Here is a 19,817-nt window from a genome sequence, read left to right as displayed (position 1 = left end):
TCGAGCCGATAAAGAAAAGCCCGAAGTGATCGGCGGGGCCGTTATTGGTATATGTCGCGGTTGCCGGAGCGCCACCAAGGTCCAGGGTCAATCGAGACGGGATGAAATTGATACCTACCCTGTTCGCTGCTTGTCTCAGGTTGAGGAAGCCGCCTTCGTCGTGGTGGCGCTCCGGCAACCGCGACATATACCAATAACGGCCCCGCCGATCACTTCGGGCTTTTCTTTATCGGCTCGAGTGACCAGCTGTTTCTCAGCACGGCAGGCCGCGGACAGCCGTTTGCAAGCTTTGACGTCTCCTACCTGGCGGCACGTCTGCAGCAGGTGTTGATGGAAATGACGGCCGATCCCGGGCGGCCGATCTCCTCGATCGAAATCCTCGATGAGGATGAGAACGCCCGGCTCAATGGGTGGTCGCATCGCGCCGCGTTAACCCAGCCGGTAACCGCGCCGGTGTCGATTCCGGTGGTATTCGCCGAGCACGCCGCGCGTACCCCCGAGGCAGTAGCGGTGACCTTCGACGCCCGCTCCATGACGTATCGCAGCCTCGATGAGGCCGCAAACCGGTTGGCACACCTCTTGGCCGGTCATGGGGTTGGCCCGGGACAGACTGTGGCACTGCTGTTTCCCCGGTGCGCTGACGCGATCGTGGCGATGCTGGCGGTGCTCAAGACCGGGGCAGCGTATGTGCCGATCGACCCGGGGCATGCGTCGGCTCGAATGGAGTTCGTGCTTGCCGATGCCGCACCGGCCGTGCTGATCACCACGGCCGGGCTGCGCTCACGGCTGCACGGATCCGGTCTGCTGATCGTAGATGCCCACGATCCCGCCATCGAGGCCCAACCCAACACCCCACTTCCAATGCCCGCACCGGAAAACGTCGCCTACATCATCTACACCTCCGGGACTACGGGCACACCCAAAGGCGTGGCCATCACGCACCACAACGTCACTTGGCTGATCGAGGCGCTCGATGAGCGCCTGCCGCGCGGGGGGGTCTGGGCGCAGTGCTATTCCTCGGCCTTCGACTTGTCGGTGTGGGATATCTGGGGTGCGCTGCTGCGGGGTAGGCGGCTGCTGGTGGTGCCCGAGGCCGTGGCAGGTTCTCCGGAAGATCTCCACGCGTTGCTGGTCGCGGAGAAGGTCAGCGTGCTGACCCAGATTCCGTCGTCAGTGGCGCTGCTGTCACCGGAGAGGTTGGAGTCCACGGCGTTGGTGGTGGGCGGCGAGGCCTGCCCGACCGACGTCGTGGATCGTTGGGCGGCACCCGGGCGGGTGATGATCAATGCCTACGGCCCGACCGAGGCAACGGTGTGCGCGTCGATGAGTAGGCCCCTGACGCCGGGGCAGGGCCTGGTGCCGATCGGATCGCCGATACCCGGTGCGGCAATGTTCGTGCTGGACAAGTGGCTGCAGCCGGTGCCGGCCGGGGTGGTCGGAGAGCTCTACCTGGCCGGGCGCGGCGTGGGCCTTGGATATGTGCGGCGTGCTGGTTTGACCGCGTCGCGGTTTGTGGCGTGCCCGTTCGGGGCCGCCGGGGCACGCATGTATCGCACCGGCGATTTGGTGTCCTGGGGTGAGGACGGGCAGCTGCGACACCTGGGCCGCGCCGACGAGCAGGTCAAGATCCGCGGGTACCGCATCGAACTCGGTGAAATCCAGGTAGCCCTGGCCGCCCTGGATGGGGTGCGCCAGGCGGCGGTCATCGCCCGCGAGGATCGTCCCGGTCACAAGCGGCTGGTGGGCTACATCACCGGCACCGCCGACCCGACCGAGATCCGCACGGCACTGGCCGGTCGGCTCCCGGCCTACATGGTCCCCGCCGCGGTGGTGGTGTTGCCGGCAATCCCGTTGACGGTCAACGGAAAACTCGACAAGCGCGCCTTGCCCGCACCCGAATTCGCCGCCGGTGACTACCGGGCCCCGGCCGACGGGGTCGAGGAAATCCTGGCCGACATCTACGCCCAAGTCCTCGGCATGGAGCGGGTAGGTGTCGACGACTCGTTCTTCGACCTCGGCGGCGACAGCATCCTGTCGATGCAAGTCGTGGCTCGCGCGCGGGCGGCCGGCGTAATGTGCCGTCCGCGTGACGTTTTCGTCGAACAGACGGTCGCGCGAGTTGCGCGGGTCGCGACGGTGGCCGATGGCGAGGCCGGCGTTGTCGACGAGGGCATCGGCCCGGTGGTGGCCACCCCGATCATGCGCTCGCTGCACAGCGTCGAGGGCCCGATCGACGAGTTCAACCAGACCATGGTGGTCACCGCTCCGGCGGGGGTGACCGAGGCCGACGTGGCGGTCGTCCTGCAGGCGTTGCTCGATCGGCATGCCATGTTGCGGCTGCGCGTCGACGATGACGGCGCCGACGGTTGGTCGCTGGCGGCGCCCGAAGCTGGTTCGGTGGACGCGCGCGGATGCCTGCATACCGCCGATGTGTTGTCGGATGAGGCGCTGGTGGTGGCCCGGGCGCGGTTGAACCCGGCGGCGGGACTGATGCTCAGCGCGGTGTGGGCGACTTCTACCGGCCAGCTGGCACTGATTATTCATCACCTGGCCGTCGATGGGGTGTCGTGGCGAATCCTGTTGGAGGACCTCAACATCGCCTGGGCGCAGCATCACAGCGGGCAGCCAGTGGCGTTGCCGACGGGCGGGACGTCTTTTGCGCGTTGGTCATCGCTGCTCGACGAACATGCGCGCCGCGCCGAGGTAGTGGCCCTGGCCGACGCGTGGCGACAAGTGGCGGCAATACCGGCCGCGCTGCCGGCGGCGCATCCCGAGGTGGACACCTACCAAAGCGCGGGCCAGCTGTCGGCGTCGCTAGATGTCGAGACCACCCGCCAGCTGCTCGGTGAGGTCCCGGCGGCGTTTCACGCCGGTGTCGGTGACATATTGCTGATCGCCTTCGGGTTGGCATTCGCGGAGTTTCTCGACACCGGCGCGGGTATGCCGATCGGTGTCGACGTCGAGGGTCACGGGCGCCACGAGGAGCTGGCCCCGTCTGTGGACCTGTCCCGCACGGTGGGCTGGTTCACCGCCAAATATCCGGTCGCGTTGACGGTCGGTGGCCTGTCGTGGGCGCAGGTTGTCGCCGGTGAGGCCGCACTGGGCGCCCTGATCAAAGCCGCCAAGGAGCAGCTGCGCGCCCTACCCGATTCGCTGACCTATGGTCTGCTGCGGTACCTGAACGCCGAGGTCGATCTCGGCGGGTCTGACCCGACGATCGGGTTCAACTACCTAGGCCGGCTCGGTGCGGGTACCGACCTGCCCGGCGAGTTGTGGCGGGTCAACCAGGACAGCCTGTCGTTTGCGGGTGTGGCAACGGCGGTGCCCCTTGGGTTGGCGCACACGGTGGAGCTCAATGCGGGAACCATCGACACCGAGGCTGGGCCGCACCTGCAGGCGCACTGGGCGTGGGCGCCCTCGGTGCTGAAGGACGAACAGGTCAGCCGGCTGAGCCAGTTGTGGTTCGAGGCTCTGGCCGGTATCTGCGCGCACGTCAAAGCCGGTGGGGGCGGGCTCACCCCGTCCGATATCGCTCCTGCCCGCCTCAGCCAGGAGCAGATCGACGAACTCTGCTCGCAGGGCGACGTCTTGGACGTGCTGCCGCTGACGCCGGTGCAGCAGGGTCTGCTATTCCACACCAGCTTCGCACCGGGTCTGGACGACCTGTACACCGTGCAGCTCGGCATCACAATCAACGGCGCCCTCGATGCGCACCGCTTGCGGGAGGCCGTGCAGACGGTCGTCAACCGGCATCCCAACCTGGTGGCCCGGTTCTGCGAAGGCTTCGGTGAGCCGCTGCAGGTTATCCCGGCCAAGCCCGTGATCGCTTGGCAGGACATTGAACTGAACCGCGTGGGCGGCCACGCCGATCAGCAGATTGAGCGACTGTGTGCTGCTGAGCGCGCCGCGGTCTGCGACCTGGCTGACAAACCGACATTCCGGGCGGCGTTGATCCGCACCGCAGAAGACCAGTACCGCTTAGTGCTCACCATTCACCACATCGTGGCGGATGGCTGGTCGCTGCCAATCCTGATGCGGGAGGTGTTCGGCAGCTACTACGGCGAACGGCTCCCCGCGGCTCCGTCGTACCGCAGCTTTGTCACCTGGCTGGATGGGCAGGACCGCAGTGTCGCACAAGGGGTTTGGCACGACGTGATGGCGGGTTTCGAGACCCCGACGTTGATCGGTACGCCGGGCCAGGTAGGGCGTCGCGACGTCGCGTCCTTCCGGGTGTCCGCCGAGACCACAGCGGCCCTGACCGAGTTGGCCCGCTCGTGCCACACCACCGTGAGCACCGTGTTGCAGGGTGCATGGGCGCAGCTGCTGATGTGGCTGACCGGTCATCATGATGTGGCATTCGGCACCGCGGTCTCGGGTAGGCCGACCGAAGTGCCCGGCTCGGAATCCATTGTGGGGCTGATGATCAACACGGTGCCGGTGCGGGCCAACGCCAGCGCAGGGAGCACAGTCGCCGATCTGCTGGAGCAGCTGCAGCGCGTCCACAACGAGATCCTCGAGTATGAGTATCTGGCTCTCCCCGAGATCCACCGCGCCACCGGGCACGATCAACTGTTCGACACGTTGTTCCTGTATGAGAACTATCCGATCGACGCCGGCGCCCTGTTGGGCGCCGATGATCTGGTCATCACCGACTTCACCAGCCGCGAGTACAACCACTATCCGCTGTCGGTAGTGGCGACGCCGGGCCACGAACTGAGCCTTCGCGTCGAATTCGACACGGACGCATTTGACCGTGCGGTGATCGACACGCTGATCGACCGGTTGCAGCAGGTGCTGGCGGCCATGATCGCCGATCCTGCCCGGCAGTTGTCGTCGATCGATCTGCTCGACCGGGGTGAGCACGACCGCCTCGACGAGTGGGGCAATCGGGCGATGCTGGCCGAGCCGGAGATGTCCGCGATGTCGATCCCCGAATTGTTCGCCACTCAGGCGGCGGTCCGCGCCCCGGAGACGGTAGCGATCAGTTATGGGGATCGGTCGTGGACTTATCGCGAGGTGGAGGAGTCCGCTAATCGGTTGGCGCACTTGCTGATTCCTCAGGGTGTGGGACCGGGTACGCGTGTGGCCCTGTTACTTCCGCGTACGCCTGAAGCGGTGGTGGCGATACTGGCGGTGCTCAAGACCGGTGCCGCCTATGTGCCAATCGATCCGACGGTTCCCGCGGCGCGGATGGAGTTCGTGTTGGGCGACTCTGCGCCTGTCGCGGTGGTCACCAACGCAGACGTGCGGTCACGGCTGAAGGGGTCTGGCCTGCTGCTGATCGACATCGACGACCTTGCGGTGACGACCCAGCCCGAGACCGCGTTACCGGCGGTTGAGGCCGAGAGCATCGCCTATATCGTTTACACCTCGGGCACGACTGGGACGCCCAAAGGTGTTGCAGTGCCACACCACAACGTCACCCGGTTGCTGGATTCGCTGGACGCCCAGTTGACGTTGGGACAGGTGTGGACACAGTGTCATTCATTGGCGTTTGACTTCTCGGTGTGGGAGATCTTCGGTTCGCTGTTGTATGGCGGCCGGTTGGTGATGGTGCCCGATTCGGTGGTGCGTTCGCCAGAAGAGTTGCACGCGTTGCTGGTTCGTGAGCAGGTCAATGTGTTGAGCCAGACGCCGTCGGCGTTTTATGTGCTGCAGACCGCTGATGGGCTCGCGTCGAGGTTGGGGCAGCAGCTGGAGTTGCAGTCCGTGGTGTTCGGCGGCGAGGCGCTCGAACCCCAGCGTCTGAAGACGTGGCTGAACCACCACCCCGGACCGCCGCGTCTGATCAATCTGTATGGCATCACCGAGACGACCGTGCACGCCTCGTTCCGCGAGATCGTCGACGGCGACGTCGACAGTAGTGCAAGCCCCATCGGGGTGCCGTTGGCCCATCTTGCATTCTTCGTACTCGACGGTTGGTTGCGTCAGGTCCCCGCCGGGGTGGTCGGCGAGCTGTACGTGGCCGGTGCCGCGTTGGCCGCCGGGTATGTGGGCAGGCCGGGGTTGAGCTCGACGCGGTTTGTGGCGTGCCCGTTCGGGGCACCGGAGGCGCGCATGTATCGCACCGGGGATCTGGTGTCGTGGGGCGCCGATGGTCAGCTGTGTTACGTCGGGCGTGCGGATGAGCAGGTCAAGATCCGTGGTTATCGCATCGAGCTTGGTGAGATCCAAGTGGCCCTCGCCGCTTTGGACGGGGTCGATCATGTGGCGGTGATCGCGCGCGAGGACCGTCCCGGCGACAAGCGGCTGGTGGGCTACATCACCGGCACCGCCGACCCGACCGAGATCCGCACGGCACTGGCTGATCGGCTCCCGGCCTACATGGTGCCGACCGCGATCGTCGTGCTCGAGGCGCTGCCATTGACGGTCAACGGCAAACTCGACGTCCGCGCCCTGCCGGCACCCGAATACCAGGATGTCGACCACTACCGGGCTCCATCCAGCGCGGTCGAGGAAATCCTGGCCGGCATCTATGCCCAGATATTGGGTGTGCAGCGGGTCGGTGTCGACGATTCGTTCTTCGATCTGGGCGGTGACAGCATCCTGTCGATGCAAGTCGTGGCCCGTGCCCGAGCGGCCGGCGTAATGTGCCGTCCGCGTGACGTTTTCGTCGAACAGACGGTGGCGCGGCTCGCGCAGGTCGCCACTGTGGTCGCCGACGGCGAGGGGGGCGTGGTCGATGAAGGCACCGGGTCGGTGGTGGCCACCCCGATCATGCGCTGGCTGCACAGCGTCAAGGGCCCGGTCGAGCAGTTCAACCAGACGATGGTGTTGCAAGCTCCCGCGGGTGTCACGCAGGCCGACGCGGTGGTGGTCCTGCAGTCGTTGCTGGACCGGCACGCCACGTTGCGGCTGCGCGTCGAGGACGACGGCACCGGCGGCTGGTTGTTGTGGGTGTCCGAAGCCGGGACGGTAGATGCCGCCGGCTGCGTAGACACCGTCGACGCGCTGTCGGCTGACGCGTTGGTGGCGGCCCGGTCACGGCTCGACCCGGGTACCGGGGCGATGCTGCGCGCGGTGTGGGCCGAGTCGACGAACCAGTTGGCCTTGATCGTTCACCACCTGTCCGTCGATGGTGTGTCGTGGCGAATCCTGTTGGAAGACCTCAACATTGCGTGGGCTCAGCATCGCAGTGGCCAGCCGGTGGCGCTGCCGGCGCCCGGGACGTCGTTTGCCCGATGGTCGTCGCTGTTGGCCGAGTACGCGCAGAGCGCAGACGTGATGGCCCAGGCCGAAGCGTGGCGTCAGGTGGCAGCAATCCCGGCCGCGTTACCACCGGTACAGCCGGAGGACACCTACGTCAGCGCCGGGCAATTGTCGGTGTCGCTGGATGCCGAGACGACCCGCCAGCTGCTTGGGGAGGCCCCGGCGGCGTTCCATTCCGGGGTTCAAGACATATTGCTGATCGCGTTCGGCTTGGCGTGGACGCAATTCTTGAGCGCCAGCACCCCGATCGTCATCGATGTCGAGGGCCATGGCCGCCAGGAGGAGCTGGCCCCGCATGTCGACTTGTCGCGCACGGTGGGCTGGTTCACCACCAAGTACCCGGTGGCTCTGAAATTCGGGGGGCCGGTCGGCGGCCTGTCTTGGGGACAGGTGATGGCGGGTGACGATGCACTGAGCGCTCTGATCAAGGACGCCAAGGAGCAGCTGCGCGCGCTGCCCGACGGGCTGACCTACGGGTTGCTGCGCTACCTCGCCCCTGAGTTGGATCTGGGTGGGCCCGACCCCGTGATCGGCTTCAACTACCTAGGTCGTCTGGGTGGTGCGGCCGACCTCTCCAGTGAGTTGTGGCGGCTCACCGAGAACAGTTTCTCGCTGGGCGGCGCCGCGGGTGCAGTGGAGATGCCGCTGGCTCATACCGTGGAGCTCAATGCGGGCACCATGGACACCGAGGCCGGCCCGCAGCTGCAGGCCAACTGGACCTGGGCACGCTCGGCGCTGGACGACAAGCAGGTCAGCTGGCTCAGCGAGCTGTGGTTCGACGCGCTGGCCGGCATCTGCGCGCACGTGCGCGGCGGTGGGGGCGGCTTGACCCCGTCCGACATCGCGCCAGCCCGTCTTACCCAGCAGGACATCGACAAGCTGGCGCAGCAGTACCGGATCGGCGATGTATTGCCGCTAACCCCGCTACAGCAGGGCCTGCTGTACTACACCGGCAGCGGGCAGGGCAGCGCCGACTTGTATGCGGTGCAGCTCGACATCACCGTGAGTGGTGCCCTTGACCCGCAACGCTTGCGCGAGGCAGTGCACGCCGTCGTCACCCGCCACCCGAACGTGGTGGCCGGTTTCTGCGACGACTTCGGTGAACCGGTGCAGGTCATGCCCGCCGATCCGGCGCTGGCCTGGCAGTACGTCGAGCTGAGCTCGGCAGCTGCTGATGTCGAGGAACAGGTACAGCAGCTGTGTACCGCCGAACGCGTCGCGGTCTGCGATATTGCCGGCCAGCCGCCCTTCCGTGCTGCCCTGATCCGCACCGCAGACGATCTGTATCGGTTCGTGCTCACCAACCACCACATCGTGCTCGACGGTTGGTCGAAGCCGATCCTGTTGCAGGAAATCTTCGCCAGCTATCACGGGGTGCGGCTGCCCGGCGCGCCGTCGTATCGCAGCTTTGTCACCTGGCTGTCCGAACAGGATCGAGGCGCGGCTCAGACAGCATGGCGTGAGGTCCTCGACGGGTTCGACACTCCCAGCCTGGTGGGACCCCCTGGACGTCCAGCGCTCGGTATGCGCGGTACCGCGTCGTTCCAGGTGTCCGCGGAGACCACGAAGGCGTTGGGCGAGCTGGCGCGTTCGTACCGCACCACGGTCAGCACTGTCCTGCAGGCTGCGTGGGCCCTGCTGCTGACGTGGCTGACCGGCCAGCACGACGTGGTGTTCGGCACAGCGGTGTCGGGGCGGCCACCCGACTTGGCCGGCGCGGAATCGATGGTTGGTCTGCTGATCAACACGGTCCCGGTACGGGCGACCATCGGCGCGGAGACGACCACCGCCGACCTGCTCGACCAGCTGCAAAGTACCTACACCAAGACTCTCGACCACCAGCACTTGGCCCTGAGCGAGATCCACCGTGTAACGGGGCACGACCAGTTATTCGACACAATGTTCGTCTACGAGAACTATCCGATGGATACCGCTGCGTTATCGGCCATCGACGAGTTGAACATAGCGAGCTTCACCAGTCGCGAATACAACCACTACCCGCTTTCGGTGCAAGCCGTGCCAGGCTACGAACTCGGCCTTCGCGTCGAATTCGACACTGACGTGTTCACTGCGGCCAGAATCGAAAAGATGGTCGAACGTTTCCAGCGTGTGGTGGTAGCCATGACCGCAGACGTGGAGGAGCAATCATGACCGTCCGTGCGGGACGGTCGATTGTCGACCGATCGACGAGACCTATGCGGCGATGTGCTGGCTGATTCATCGCCAAGGACGCGATCGAGACCAGGCTAGCGGCCAAACACCTTGGGACAGACGTGAATCCATCCCGGATGGGCGCTGTTTGACCTGCCCTACCCCGATCGACGGGCGTCGATCGGCAGGGTGAGCCTGAACTGGGCGCCGCCCTGGTGGGGCAGACACACCAGTTCGCCGCCGTGGGCGCGCGCCAACGCCCGCGCGATCGCCAGGCCCAGTCCGGCGCCGCCGTGATCGCGGGCGCGGCCGGTGTCCAAGCGCACCAGTCGCTCGAAGATGTTGTCCCGCTGGTCATCCGGAATGCCCGGGCCGGTGTCGGTGATGGTGACTTCCGCGAGGTCATCGGCTGCGTGAAGGTCGATGGTGATCGCTCCGCCGGCCGGCGTGTACCGGCGGGCGTTGTCCAGCAGGTTGGACACGATCTGCGACAGGCGGGTCGGGTCGGCGTTCAGATGGAGTGTGGTCAAGCCGGTGCGGCTGACGTTGAGCTGTGGTGCCAGCATGGCGGCTCTGTCGGCTTCGCCGTCGAGCACGGCGGCCACGTCAACGTTCTGCAACTCGAGCGTGAGCCCGGCGTCGATGCGGCTCAGGTCCAACATGTCGGAAACAAGTCGTCCCGCGCGCCGAGCGTCGGAGAGCAGCAAGCTCGCCCGCCGGTATTGCCCGTCGTCTGGGTGTTCGGAGGCAGTGTGCGCGACTTGTTCTGCGGCAACCTGGATGCCGGCGATCGGGGTGCGCAACTCGTGGGCGGCGTCGACGAGAAATCGCCGGGTTGCCGTCTCGGCGCGCCGCGCGGTGTCCGCGGCGTGCTTGGCCCGGTGCTCCGACATTTCCAACGCATCCAGCATCCCGTCGAAAGCGCTTGCCGCGCGGCCGAGTTCGGTGTTGGTGCGATCCGGATGCAGGCGCCGGCCGCGATCCCCGGTGGTGATGGCGTTGGCTAGTGCGGTGAGCCGATCCAGCGGGCGTAGCGCCGCCCGGCTGACCGCGATCAACAGCAGCGCCGCGAGCAGCAACGTCACCAGGCCGGCCGCGATCATCAGGCCGCGCAGCTGATGAATGACCTGGGTGGTTTGCGTGGTGTCGGCGACCAGGACCACCCGAGCGCCGTCGGGCAGCGGGTGCACAATGGCCGTCGCGGTGGCATCCGGCGGAGAGCCGGGCGGCGGCGGAAGTGCATAGGGCGGTGGCGGATACGGCGGCGGGTACGGCGGCGGCGGGTAGCCCGGCGGGAACGGCGGTGGGTAGGGCGGCGGCGGTGGATACGGCGGCGGTGGCGGTTCGACCGCCCCGTCACTCAGGTCAGGACTGATCCCGCGGTCGCCGTACCCGGTGCCGTCGGCGGTGACGATGAGCGCCCGAATGCCGCCGCCGTTCAGTTGGGCAGCGAGCAGATCCGGTGAGGTGTGCGCGGCGCTCAAGGCGTCGGCACGAGACGTCGCGGCCATCAGCCGGTCGTGCAGGTTCCGGTGGGCCAGAACACCGATGGCGATATCGATGGTGACGCCCAGCGCCACCAGCAGGACCGCCAACAGCGCCAACACCACCAGCGTCACGCGACGTTGCAGCGACGGCGTCGGTGTCGTCGACGCGGCCGTCATGACCGCTCGGGTTGCAGGCGGTAGCCGATGCCGCGCACGGTATGCAGGATGCGCGGCCCGTGCGCCTCGAGCTTGCGTCGCAATCCACTGACGTGGACCTGCACCAGGTTGGGGTCGTAGGCGTCATAGCCCCACACCCCGTTCAGGATCTGATTGGCGCTGACGATCCGGCCGCGTTGCTCGACCAGAAAAGCCAGCACCCGCAGTTCAGTGGCGGTCAGCTCCAGCCGGTGACCGCCGCGCGCGGCCACACCCGCGCCGAGGTCCAGGGTGAGGTCGCCCAACTGGATCACCTGCGACAGCCGTCCGCGACGGCGCAACACCGCGCCGACCCGCGACACCAGTTCGGCCAATTCGAACGGCTTGATCACGTAATCGTCGGCCCCGCCGTCAAGGCCGCGCAGCCGATCCGGCAGTCCGTCGCGCGCCGTGATCAAGACGATGCCGATCTCACCCCATTCCCGGATGACGTCGATCAGGGCAAAGCCATCGCGTCCGGGCAGCATCACGTCGAGCACCACCAGGTCGGGCCGCATCCCGTCGAGCACCTGCTCCAGGCCGTCGCCGTCGCACCGCGCCTCGGTGTGATAGCCGACATCGGTGAGCGCCTCGCTGACCATCTCGCGGATGGTCTCGGAATCCTCGACGACCAGTACCCGCGGCGTGCCGATACTGAACTGGTCAGAGCGGCGCGCGGGCGAATAACTGTCGGCGTGCCGCGGACCCGTCATACCCCCATTGTCGGCACCGGTTCTGAGATGAACCTGAAGCGGTCGCAGCGGGCGCTCGGCACAACACGCGTCGTGCATCACAGACGAGGAGGAATGTGACAGTCGCCCGCCTTCGAGCGACAAATGCCTCTCTCACTTCCGACCTCACCGCATTGTCGCGCGAAGGCGGGCAAGAGGTCGTTGTCCTTCGCTGCTGACAGCAGTGACGCATGAGGTCCGTAACGTAGCTGCTTCTTCAGATCCATTTCAGCCCCGGCTCTTAACGTCCGAGACATGACCACGAACGACGACATCAACACCAATCCACCCCCGCCGCCGCCGGTCGCATACCAGGCACCAGAGCGACGCCGTCACTCCACCGGCGTGGTGATCGGCGCCGGCGTGGCGGGCGCGCTACTCGGCGCGGTCGGCACCGTCGCGGCGATCGCATTCGCCTGGATCGTGAGCGTCGGTCCGCCCCCACCGCCGCCTCCCGGGCCGCCGCCGGGGTTCGCGGCGTCGCCGTTCCACGGCCCGCCGCCTCCCCCGATGGGCGGACCGATGCCGGGCGGCTTCGGGTTTGCTCCCCCGCCGGGGCCGCCGGGGCCCCCGCGCGGCTTCTGGCCCCCACCTCCCGGTGCGGCATCCCCGACAGCACCCACGTCGCCGTCTGCGGCACCGCGTCCCTGACCGTTAGACACGTGTCGCCGGCACGAATGCTTCACATCGTGCCGGCGACAGGCATCGGCGCGGGACTAGTTCGGGTCCGGCCCCTTCACCGTCATGGTGGCGACCAGCGCCAAGAACAGCGCGGCCGGAAGACCGTTGACGACTTTGTCGCGTACCCGGACATGCGCACCGAGCGCCAGCACGAAATACAGCGTCAGCAGCGCCGTCGTCAACCGTGCCAGGGCCGGAAAGCGGTGGACCGACAGCAGGCCGACCGCGGCGGCCGCCTTCACCACCGGTAGCACCGGCCGAACGTTCTCCGGCAGCCCGACGTCGTCCAGGACCTTCTTGATGGGAGCGACCTGGACACCGCACGCCACCGCGTCGACGGCGTGGAACACCGCCAGCGCGGTGTAGGTCTTCGGGGAAGTCAACACACTCATCGGGCAATCCTATGGAGTCAGCTCCCCGGCCGGGCCGTCCGCCGACTGGCGGGCTATCGCCTCCGCCTTGGCCACCGCCTGGGCGATCGCGGGGTCGGTTTCGGTGCAGAACCAATCGGCGACCTCGGCGTCGTCGTCGGCGCTGTGCTTGGGTGCGTCCTCAACCGGCGACGGCTGGAAGCGGAACACTCCGTCTTCCCCCGGGGTGCCCAGCAGTTTGGTGAACCCCTGCAACGCCGCGTTGAAGTCGCTGGGCACCACCCACACCTTGTTGGCGTCGCCGCGCGCCATCTCCGGCAACGTCTGTAAATACTGGTAGGCCAGCATTTCCGGGGTGGGCCGGCCGGCCTTGATCGCGGCGAACGTCTTCTCGATCGCCTTGGCCTGGCCCTGCGCCTGCAGGTACGCCGCGGCGCGTTCACCCTGCGCCCGCAGCATCCGCGACTGCCGGTCGGCCTCGGCGGCCAGGATCGCCGCCTGCTTGGCTCCCTCGGCGGCCAGGATCTGCGCCTGCTTCTGACCTTCGGCCTCCTTGATCGCCGCCTCACGCATACCTTCGGCGGTCAGGATCATCGCCCGCTTCTCGCGGTCGGCCTTCATCTGCTTTTCCATCGAGGCCTGGATCGACGGCGGCGGGTCGATGCTGCGCAATTCGACCCGGGCGACCCGCAGGCCCCAGCGGCCGGTCGCCTCGTCGAGCACGCCACGCAGCTGCCCGTTGATCTGGTCGCGCGACGTCAGCGTCTGCTCGAGGGTCATGCCGCCGACGACGTTGCGCAGCGTGGTGGTGGTGAGCTGCTCGACGCCGACGATGTAGTTGCTGATCTCGTAGACGGCCGCTTGGGGAACGGTGACCTGGAAGTAGACGACGGTATCGATGTTGAGCGTCAGGTTGTCCTCGGTGATCACGGGCTGCGGCGGGAAGGACACCACCCGCTCGCGCAGATCCACCCGGGCCCGCACCCGATCGATGAACGGCACCAACAACGTGAGCTGCCCGCTGACCGTGCGGCTGTATCGGCCCAGCCGTTCGATCACCGCGGCTTCTGCCTGGGGTATCAGTGCCACCGACTTGGCCACCACGACGATCGCGAAGATCACCAAGACGACCAGTAGCACCAAACCAGCAACCGCACCTTGCATGGGAGTTCCTTTCTTTCGCAGCCTTTCTCGCAGTCGCTACAGACCGCTCTTGAAGACCACGGCGGTGGCACCGTCGATTTGCATGACGGTGACCGGCTCGCCGGGTTGGTAGACATCGCCGTCGTTGAGCGGGCGCGCGGTCCAGACTTGGCCGTCGAGTTTCACCTGGCCCTCGTCACGCGCGACTCGCTGCAAGACCAGCGCGGTTTTGCCCTGCAGCGCCTCGATTCCCAAGCGCGGCACCTGGGCCGGTGTCAGGCGTCGCCGCAGCGGCGGGCGAACCAACACCAACAGCAGCACCGAGACGACCAGGAACACCGCCCCGTTCAGCCACAGCGGAAAATCTGTGAGCCAACTGGTTAGCGCTGCGGCCAATGCGCCGCCGCCGAGCATCACCAAAAACAAATGGCCGGTGAGTGCCTCCGCACCGGCCAGCACCAGCGCGAATATTAGCCAAAGCACCGCGGCGTGCATGCGGCAAGAATACGCGTGATCGGCCTTTGCCGGGCAAAACAACTACACTGCGTGATCGTGTGGTGTCCCAGTGTTTCGCTGTCCGTGTGGGCCAATGCCTGGCTCGCCGGAAAGGCCGCGCCCGACGACGTCCTGGACGCGTTATCCATTTGGGCGCCAAAGCAATCGGTGACCGCGTATGATGCCGTCGCGGCCGGCCATACCGGGCTGCCCTGGCCCGATGTGCACGACGCCGGGACGGTCACGTTGCTGCAGACTCTGCGTGCCGCGGTGGGCAGGCCGATGACGACGCCCGACGGTGCCGGCCTGATGCGCGGGACGATCAATGTGGTTTTGCCGGTGCCCGGCGATGTGCGTGGGCTGGCGCCCGGGACGCAGTTCGAGCGCGACGCCCTGGCCGCCGGCGAGGCGGTCATCATCGCCAATCCCCGCAATCCCGCCGCCGCCGTCGGCCTGGTGCCCGAATTCTTCTACCAGGATGACGAGGACACTCCCGACGACTACGAGACGCGGCTGGCCGAATTGTGCGGGCTGACGTGGACGGTGTACTCGCTGCCCGCCGCCCCGGTGCTGGAACATTGCGAGCTCGGTGATGCCGAGTACACGTTGCGATCGGCAGTGCGCTCGGCTGCTGACGCGCTGGGCGCGATTGGGCTGGGCGCGGCCGCGACCGATGTCGACGACCCGCGCGGACTGGTCGAGCAACTACTGGAATCCGCACGGCAGCACCGCATTCCCGACCATGCGCCGACGCGCGCGCTGCGGGTGCTGGAGAACGCCGCCCACGTCGACGCCATCATCGCGGTGAGCGCGGGGCTGAGTCGATCCGATTCTCCGGACCGCTTCACCGCGCCGGTGGCCGCCGGCCTGGAACCGCTCGGAACGCAATCCTCCTCCGAGGCGCGCATCGCCAGCGACGCGCTGCGACCGCTTTCCGCTGTGGTGCGTTCGGCGCGGATGGCGGCCGTGACGGCGATCCTGCATTCGGCCTGGGGCGACTAGTTCCGGTGGCGGCGGCCGGCCACTACTTCTGGCGGCCGGCCGCGCAGTGCGGCGGATGGCACGGCTCACCGTTGACGCTGGCCAGGCAACCGGGTACCGGGTCGGGACCGGCCACCCGGTCGGGTGTCCGGTCGTAGCGCAGTTCGTCGATCAGATCCGCCGCCAGCTGCGCGAAACGCGGATCGGCGTTGGGCGTGGCAGCACGCACCATCGCCACACCGGCCGCCTCGGCCTGCGACGACAACTCGTTGTCGAGGTCCCACACCACCTCGATATGGTCGGCCACAAATCCGATGGGACAGACGATCACGGCCTTGGTGCCGGCCTTCGCCAGCGCGGCCAGGTGGTCGGCGACATCGGGCTCCAGCCACGGAACCTGCGGTGGCCCCGACCGCGACTGCCACACCAGGTCGTACTCGTGGTACCCGGCCGCGGCCGCCACAAGGCTTGCGGCATAAGCCACTTGGCGGCTGTACAGCCGCGGGCCCAGGCGGTCGTCGGCGGCTACCGGGATGGAATGCGCGGTGAACACCAGGCGCGCGTCTGCCCGTTGCTCGACGGTCAGGGCACCCGACGCCGCGTCGATGGTTTCGGCGAAGATCTGCACGAACCGCGGGTGGTCGAAATACGGTCGCAACTTGACCAATTCGGGTGCACCGGGTCCGGCCGCCGCGCGCGCCCGGGCGATGTCCTCGACGTATTGGGTGCAGCTGGAATAGCCGCTCCATGCCGATGTGACGAACACCGCGGCCCGTCGAATTCCGTTGTCTTGCATCGTCGCGACGGTGTCTTCGACGAACGGGTCCCAGTTGCGGTTGCCGAAATACACCGGCAGATCCAGGCCGCGGTCCTGCAACTCGGCTTCCAGTCGCGTGACCAGTGCGCGGTTGATGTTATTGATCGGCGACACCCCGCCGAAATGCAGATAGTGCTCTGCGACATCGTCGAGACGTTCCGGCGGCACATTGCGGCCTCGGGTGACGTTCTCCAAGAACGGCCGAACCTGCTCGGGGCCTTCCGGCCCACCGAAGGACAACAGCAGGACGGCGTCGAATTCCATTAGGCTCTAGAGCAACTGGGTGCTTGCGCCACCGTCGGCGTAGATGATGGTCCCCGTCGTCGCCGGCAGCCAGTCGGAGAGCAACGCGCACACCGTCTTGGCGACCGGCGTCGGGTCCTTCATGTTCCAGCCGATCGGGGCGCGTTGGTCCCAGCCCTCTTCGAGCAGTTGCATCTGCGCGCCGGCCTCTTCGCCGAGCGCACCACCGACGATCGCGCTCATGGCCAGCGTCCGGATCGGCCCTGCGGCAACAAGATTGGAGCGCACACCGAACTTGCCCGCCTCGCGTGCCACGAATCGGTTGACCGATTCCAGCGCGCTCTTGGCCACCGTCATCCAGTTGTAAGCAGGCATCGCGCGGCTGGGGTCGAAGTCCATGCCCACGATGGAGCCGCCGGGGTTCATGATCGGCAGCGTCGCCTTGGCCAGCGAGGCGTACGAATAGGCCGAGATGTGAATGCCTTTGGAGACATCCTCATACGGCGCGTCGAAGAACGGGTTGATGCCCATGCCGGTTTGCGGCATGAAACCGATCGAGTGCACCACACCGTCGAGCTTGTTGCCCTCGCCGATCTCGGCCGTCACCCGCTCGGCGAGCGAGTTCAGGTGCTCCTCGTTTTGCACGTCGAGTTCGATCAGCGGCGCCTTCTCCGGCAGCCGGTCGGCGATGCGCTGAATCAGGCGCAACCGGTCGAATCCGGTGAGCACCAACTGCGCTCCCGCTTCCTGGGCCGCCTTGGCGATGTGAAACGCAATCGACGAGTCGGTGATGATCCCGGAGATCAGAATCCGTTTGCCGTCGAGCAGTCCTGCCATGTCCGTCCTTAGTGTCTTCGTAGTCGAAATCAGTGACCCATGCCCATGCCGCCGTCGACCGGGATGACCGCGCCGGCGATGTAACTCGCGTCCTCGGACGCCAGGAAGCTGACCACCCCGGCGACCTCCGCGGCGGTGCCGACCCGCTTGGCCGGGATGAACTCCAGCGCCCCGGCCTGAATCCGCTCGTCCAGCGCGCGGGTCATCTCGGTGTCGATGTAGCCGGGGGCCACCACGTTCGCGGTCACGCCGGCCTTGGACAGCTCCCGGGAGATCGAACGGGCCATGCCGATGAGCCCGGCCTTGGAGGCCGCGTAGTTGGACTGGTTACCGATGCCCCAGCTGCCGGAGACCGAGCCGACGAAGATCATCCGGCCGAACCGCTTCTTCTGCATGCTGCGAGACGCGCGCTGCGCCACCCGGAACGCCCCGGTGAGGTTGGCGTTGATCACCTCCTCGAACCGCTCCTCGGTCATCCGGATGAGGAACGCGTCCTTGGATATGCCGGCGTTGGACACCAGCACCTCGACGGGACCCTGGTGCTCCTCAACCTCTTTGAAGGCGCGGTCGACGGCGTCGTTGTCGGTGACGTCACACTCGACGGCGAACAGCCCCTCGGGTGCCCCGGATCCGCGGTGCGTGACGGCCACCTTGTGGCCGTCGGCGGCCAGTCGCTGGGCGATCGCCAGACCGATCCCCCGGTTTCCGCCTGTCACCAGGACCGAACGGGATACGAATGGGGGTTTGCCGCCGGTGGCGGCGGGGCCGGCGGCCTTCTCAGTGGCTGTGTCAGTCACCCGGCCAACTTATCGTCTCGGCCAGCCAGAGCTGCAATCGGCTCGGGGCGAGCCCAACACCGTCCCACCCCGCACAGCGCGACCGCGCGAACCCATGCCTAGGATTTGAAGCTCATGGCCGCCGCCCCGACCCGTCACTTCAAGCTCAACGCCCGCGCCGCGGCACTCTTCGCGGTCTGCTGGGGCGGATTGCTCGTGCTGCTGCTGGTGCGCAACCGCGGGTTGTTCGCACATCCCGTCTACGAGGCCGGAGATCCCGCGGCCAACTCGATCCTCACCCTGGAAGCCAAGCACTTCGCCCTGCTGACCGGGCACTACTCCCGGGTCGGCTTCCACCACCCCGGTCCGGCTTTCTTCTACGTGCAGGCCGCCGGCGAATGGCTGCTGCACGACCTGACTCATGTCGTTCCGGCGGCTTACAACGCGCAGGCGATCGCGATCATGGCGCTCAACGCGACGCTGATCGCATTCACGCTGACCATTGTGTACACCTGGGTGCGCTCAGTGGCGGCAGTCCTCGCGGCGGCCGCCGTCACCCTGATCTTCCTCGCCGAACACCCTCAGCTGGTGTGCTCGACCTGGATGCCGCACGCCTGCTTCGCCCCCTTCTTGCTCTACCTGTTCGCGGTGGCGTCGGTGGCGGCCGGACGGCTGCGCCACCTGTGGGTCATGGCGCTCGCCGGTGGTCTGCTGGTGCACGGGCACGCGGAATTCCTCGCCCTGGTGCCGCTGCTTGCGCTGGCCGCGCTGGTGCCCCAGCGGCGCCAGTTGCTCACGCATCGCCGCGAAATGCTACTCGCCGCAGCGGTTTTGGCGCTGTTCCTGCTCCCGATGGTGCTCAACGTGATCCTGCACTGGCCGGGCGAAATTCCGCAGTACCTTTCCTACGGTCACCGCGCGCCCAACCCACCGGTTGCGGCCGCACGATTCCTCGCACAGTTCTGGGGTCCGGGCCCCGTCCTCGGCGCGGTGTTCCTGGTGGTGTTGTTCGCCGCGGACCTGGCGCTGGTCCGCAAGCTGGCATCCGCCGATCTCGACGAGGCGGTGCATGATTTCTCCCGCCGTCTGCTGCGGGTCACCGCCTTGGCCACCGCGCTGTTCGCCTTCTACTGCTGGTATGGCGTGGACCATCTTTGGCAGTCCTACATCGGCGTCTTCTCCTACGCGTTGCCCCTGGCTTTGCTCATCTCGGGCTCGTCGGCGCTGATGGTGCTGGCGATGTCGCGGCATGAGCTGGTGGCCCGCCGCCTGGCGCCCGGCCTCGCGGCGGCGAGCCTGGTCGTCGGAGTGGTGCTGGCGCTCACCACGGACGCCATGCGCAGAGACCGCGACGAGCTGACGGGCGTGCCCGTCGCACTCGACTACCTGGCCGCGCACGCCCACGGCAAGCCGATTGTGCTGGAGACCCGCACCGACGAATCCTGGGCCGACGCACTCGCGTTACTCGACGCCGCCACCCGGCAGGGCCAGCGCGCCTGCCTGGCACAGGAACGCTGGCGGCTCCAAGCCACCCCGCAGTTCATCTGCACGCCGCAAGAGATGGCCGGCGGGGCGCGTTTCACGCTCAGCCGCGTCGACCCGGTGCCGCCGGGCACGCCCGTGGTGCCGAACCTCAATCCGATTCCCGCGTCCTATCCGCCGTCGGCGGTCATCGCCGCCGGCTGACAGTGCCCGGCAGC

Annotated in this window: 12 protein-coding genes and 1 pseudogene; 4 read left to right on the top strand and 9 right to left on the bottom strand. The window is 67.1% G+C overall.

Features of this window, described 5'->3' with window-relative positions; all coding sequences use genetic code 11:
* Window positions 1-187, bottom strand: a 187-nt coding sequence (locus A5625_RS29770) for a hypothetical protein (RefSeq protein WP_232003293.1), incomplete at its 3' end; no start/stop codon positions are given.
* Between A5625_RS29770 and A5625_RS00145 the strand changes: the two are divergent.
* Window positions 166-9,360: pseudogene (locus A5625_RS00145) on the top strand (amino acid adenylation domain-containing protein); the annotation flags it as partial. The gene A5625_RS29770 and the pseudogene A5625_RS00145 sit on opposite strands and share 22 nt — an antisense overlap.
* Before the next feature lie 158 nt (window positions 9,361-9,518).
* Here A5625_RS00145 and A5625_RS00140 read toward each other — a convergent pair.
* Both A5625_RS00140 and A5625_RS00135 read right to left on the bottom strand, forming a co-directional pair.
* Window positions 9,519-11,024 (bottom strand): HAMP domain-containing sensor histidine kinase, encoded by a 1,506-nt coding sequence (locus A5625_RS00140; protein WP_066988368.1) that lies wholly within the window; start codon window positions 11,022-11,024, stop codon window positions 9,519-9,521.
* Window positions 11,021-11,755, bottom strand: coding sequence for a response regulator transcription factor (locus A5625_RS00135; RefSeq protein ID WP_066988371.1), 735 nt, complete (start codon window positions 11,753-11,755; stop codon window positions 11,021-11,023). Before A5625_RS00135 ends, A5625_RS00140 begins: the two co-directional genes overlap by 4 nt.
* A gap of 273 nt (window positions 11,756-12,028) precedes the next feature.
* Here A5625_RS00135 and A5625_RS00130 point away from each other — a divergent pair, with 273 nt between their 5' ends.
* Window positions 12,029-12,424, top strand: coding sequence for a hypothetical protein (locus tag A5625_RS00130; protein ID WP_066988367.1), 396 nt, complete (start codon window positions 12,029-12,031; stop codon window positions 12,422-12,424).
* 65 nt (window positions 12,425-12,489) lie between these two features.
* On the opposite strand, the gene A5625_RS00125 is transcribed toward A5625_RS00130, so the two are convergent.
* Genes A5625_RS00125 through A5625_RS00115 form a run of 3 tightly spaced genes read right to left on the bottom strand, consistent with a single transcriptional unit; the run spans window position 12,490 to window position 14,463 of the window.
* Window positions 12,490-12,846 carry a DoxX family protein gene (locus tag A5625_RS00125; RefSeq protein WP_066988366.1) on the bottom strand — a complete coding sequence of 119 codons (357 nt, stop codon included), beginning with the start codon at window positions 12,844-12,846 and terminating at the stop codon, window positions 12,490-12,492.
* A gap of 9 nt (window positions 12,847-12,855) precedes the next feature.
* On the bottom strand, window positions 12,856-13,989 hold the full coding sequence (locus tag A5625_RS00120) for an SPFH domain-containing protein (RefSeq protein WP_066988365.1): 1,134 nt from the start codon (window positions 13,987-13,989) through the stop codon (window positions 12,856-12,858).
* 36 nt (window positions 13,990-14,025) lie between these two features.
* A complete protein-coding gene (locus A5625_RS00115; protein WP_066988364.1) occupies window positions 14,026-14,463 on the bottom strand; it encodes an NfeD family protein in 438 nt (145 codons plus the stop codon).
* A gap of 57 nt (window positions 14,464-14,520) precedes the next feature.
* On the opposite strand from A5625_RS00115, the gene A5625_RS00110 reads away from it, so the two are divergent.
* Complete coding sequence (locus A5625_RS00110) at window positions 14,521-15,465, top strand: hypothetical protein (RefSeq protein WP_066988370.1); 945 nt, start codon at window positions 14,521-14,523, stop codon at window positions 15,463-15,465.
* Between the two features lie 22 nt (window positions 15,466-15,487).
* On the opposite strand, the gene A5625_RS00105 is transcribed toward A5625_RS00110, so the two are convergent.
* The 3 genes from A5625_RS00105 to fabG1 are packed head-to-tail and all read right to left on the bottom strand — an operon-like array spanning window position 15,488 to window position 18,138.
* Window positions 15,488-16,525: a ferrochelatase gene (locus A5625_RS00105; protein WP_066988363.1), complete on the bottom strand. Its 1,038-nt coding sequence runs from the start codon at window positions 16,523-16,525 to the stop codon at window positions 15,488-15,490.
* Window positions 16,526-16,531: 6 nt separating this feature from the next.
* Window positions 16,532-17,341 carry an NADH-dependent enoyl-ACP reductase InhA gene (gene inhA, locus A5625_RS00100; RefSeq protein WP_066988362.1) on the bottom strand — a complete coding sequence of 270 codons (810 nt, stop codon included), beginning with the start codon at window positions 17,339-17,341 and terminating at the stop codon, window positions 16,532-16,534.
* 29 nt (window positions 17,342-17,370) lie between these two features.
* Window positions 17,371-18,138: a 3-oxoacyl-ACP reductase FabG1 gene (fabG1, locus tag A5625_RS00095; protein ID WP_066988361.1), complete on the bottom strand. Its 768-nt coding sequence runs from the start codon at window positions 18,136-18,138 to the stop codon at window positions 17,371-17,373.
* A gap of 114 nt (window positions 18,139-18,252) precedes the next feature.
* Between fabG1 and A5625_RS00090 the strand changes: the two genes are divergently transcribed.
* Window positions 18,253-19,803: a hypothetical protein gene (locus A5625_RS00090; RefSeq protein WP_066988360.1), complete on the top strand. Its 1,551-nt coding sequence runs from the start codon at window positions 18,253-18,255 to the stop codon at window positions 19,801-19,803.
* Window positions 19,804-19,817: the final 14 nt, after the last annotated feature.

The sequence above is a fragment of the Mycobacterium sp. 1465703.0 genome (genome assembly GCF_001672975.1).
Classification (GTDB): domain Bacteria; phylum Actinomycetota; class Actinomycetes; order Mycobacteriales; family Mycobacteriaceae; genus Mycobacterium.
The sequence above is the reverse complement of the archived record's forward strand: the minus strand, read 5'-3'. Positions and strand labels throughout refer to the sequence as shown.

What these genes read in the sequence shown, in the direction of transcription:
- A5625_RS00115 (WP_066988364.1), bottom strand. Translation starts at nt 14,463, where the DNA reads ATGCACGCCGCGGTGCTTTGGCTAATATTCGCGCTGGTGCTGGCCGGT.
- A5625_RS00130 (WP_066988367.1), top strand. Translation starts at nt 12,029, where the DNA reads ATGACCACGAACGACGACATCAACACCAATCCACCCCCGCCGCCGCCG.
- A5625_RS00140 (WP_066988368.1), bottom strand. Translation starts at nt 11,024, where the DNA reads ATGACGGCCGCGTCGACGACACCGACGCCGTCGCTGCAACGTCGCGTG.
- inhA (WP_066988362.1), bottom strand. Translation starts at nt 17,341, where the DNA reads ATGGCAGGACTGCTCGACGGCAAACGGATTCTGATCTCCGGGATCATC.
- A5625_RS00120 (WP_066988365.1), bottom strand. Translation starts at nt 13,989, where the DNA reads ATGCAAGGTGCGGTTGCTGGTTTGGTGCTACTGGTCGTCTTGGTGATC.
- A5625_RS00135 (WP_066988371.1), bottom strand. Translation starts at nt 11,755, where the DNA reads ATGACGGGTCCGCGGCACGCCGACAGTTATTCGCCCGCGCGCCGCTCT.
- A5625_RS00090 (WP_066988360.1), top strand. Translation starts at nt 18,253, where the DNA reads ATGGCCGCCGCCCCGACCCGTCACTTCAAGCTCAACGCCCGCGCCGCG.
- A5625_RS00125 (WP_066988366.1), bottom strand. Translation starts at nt 12,846, where the DNA reads ATGAGTGTGTTGACTTCCCCGAAGACCTACACCGCGCTGGCGGTGTTC.
- A5625_RS00105 (WP_066988363.1), bottom strand. Translation starts at nt 16,525, where the DNA reads ATGGAATTCGACGCCGTCCTGCTGTTGTCCTTCGGTGGGCCGGAAGGC.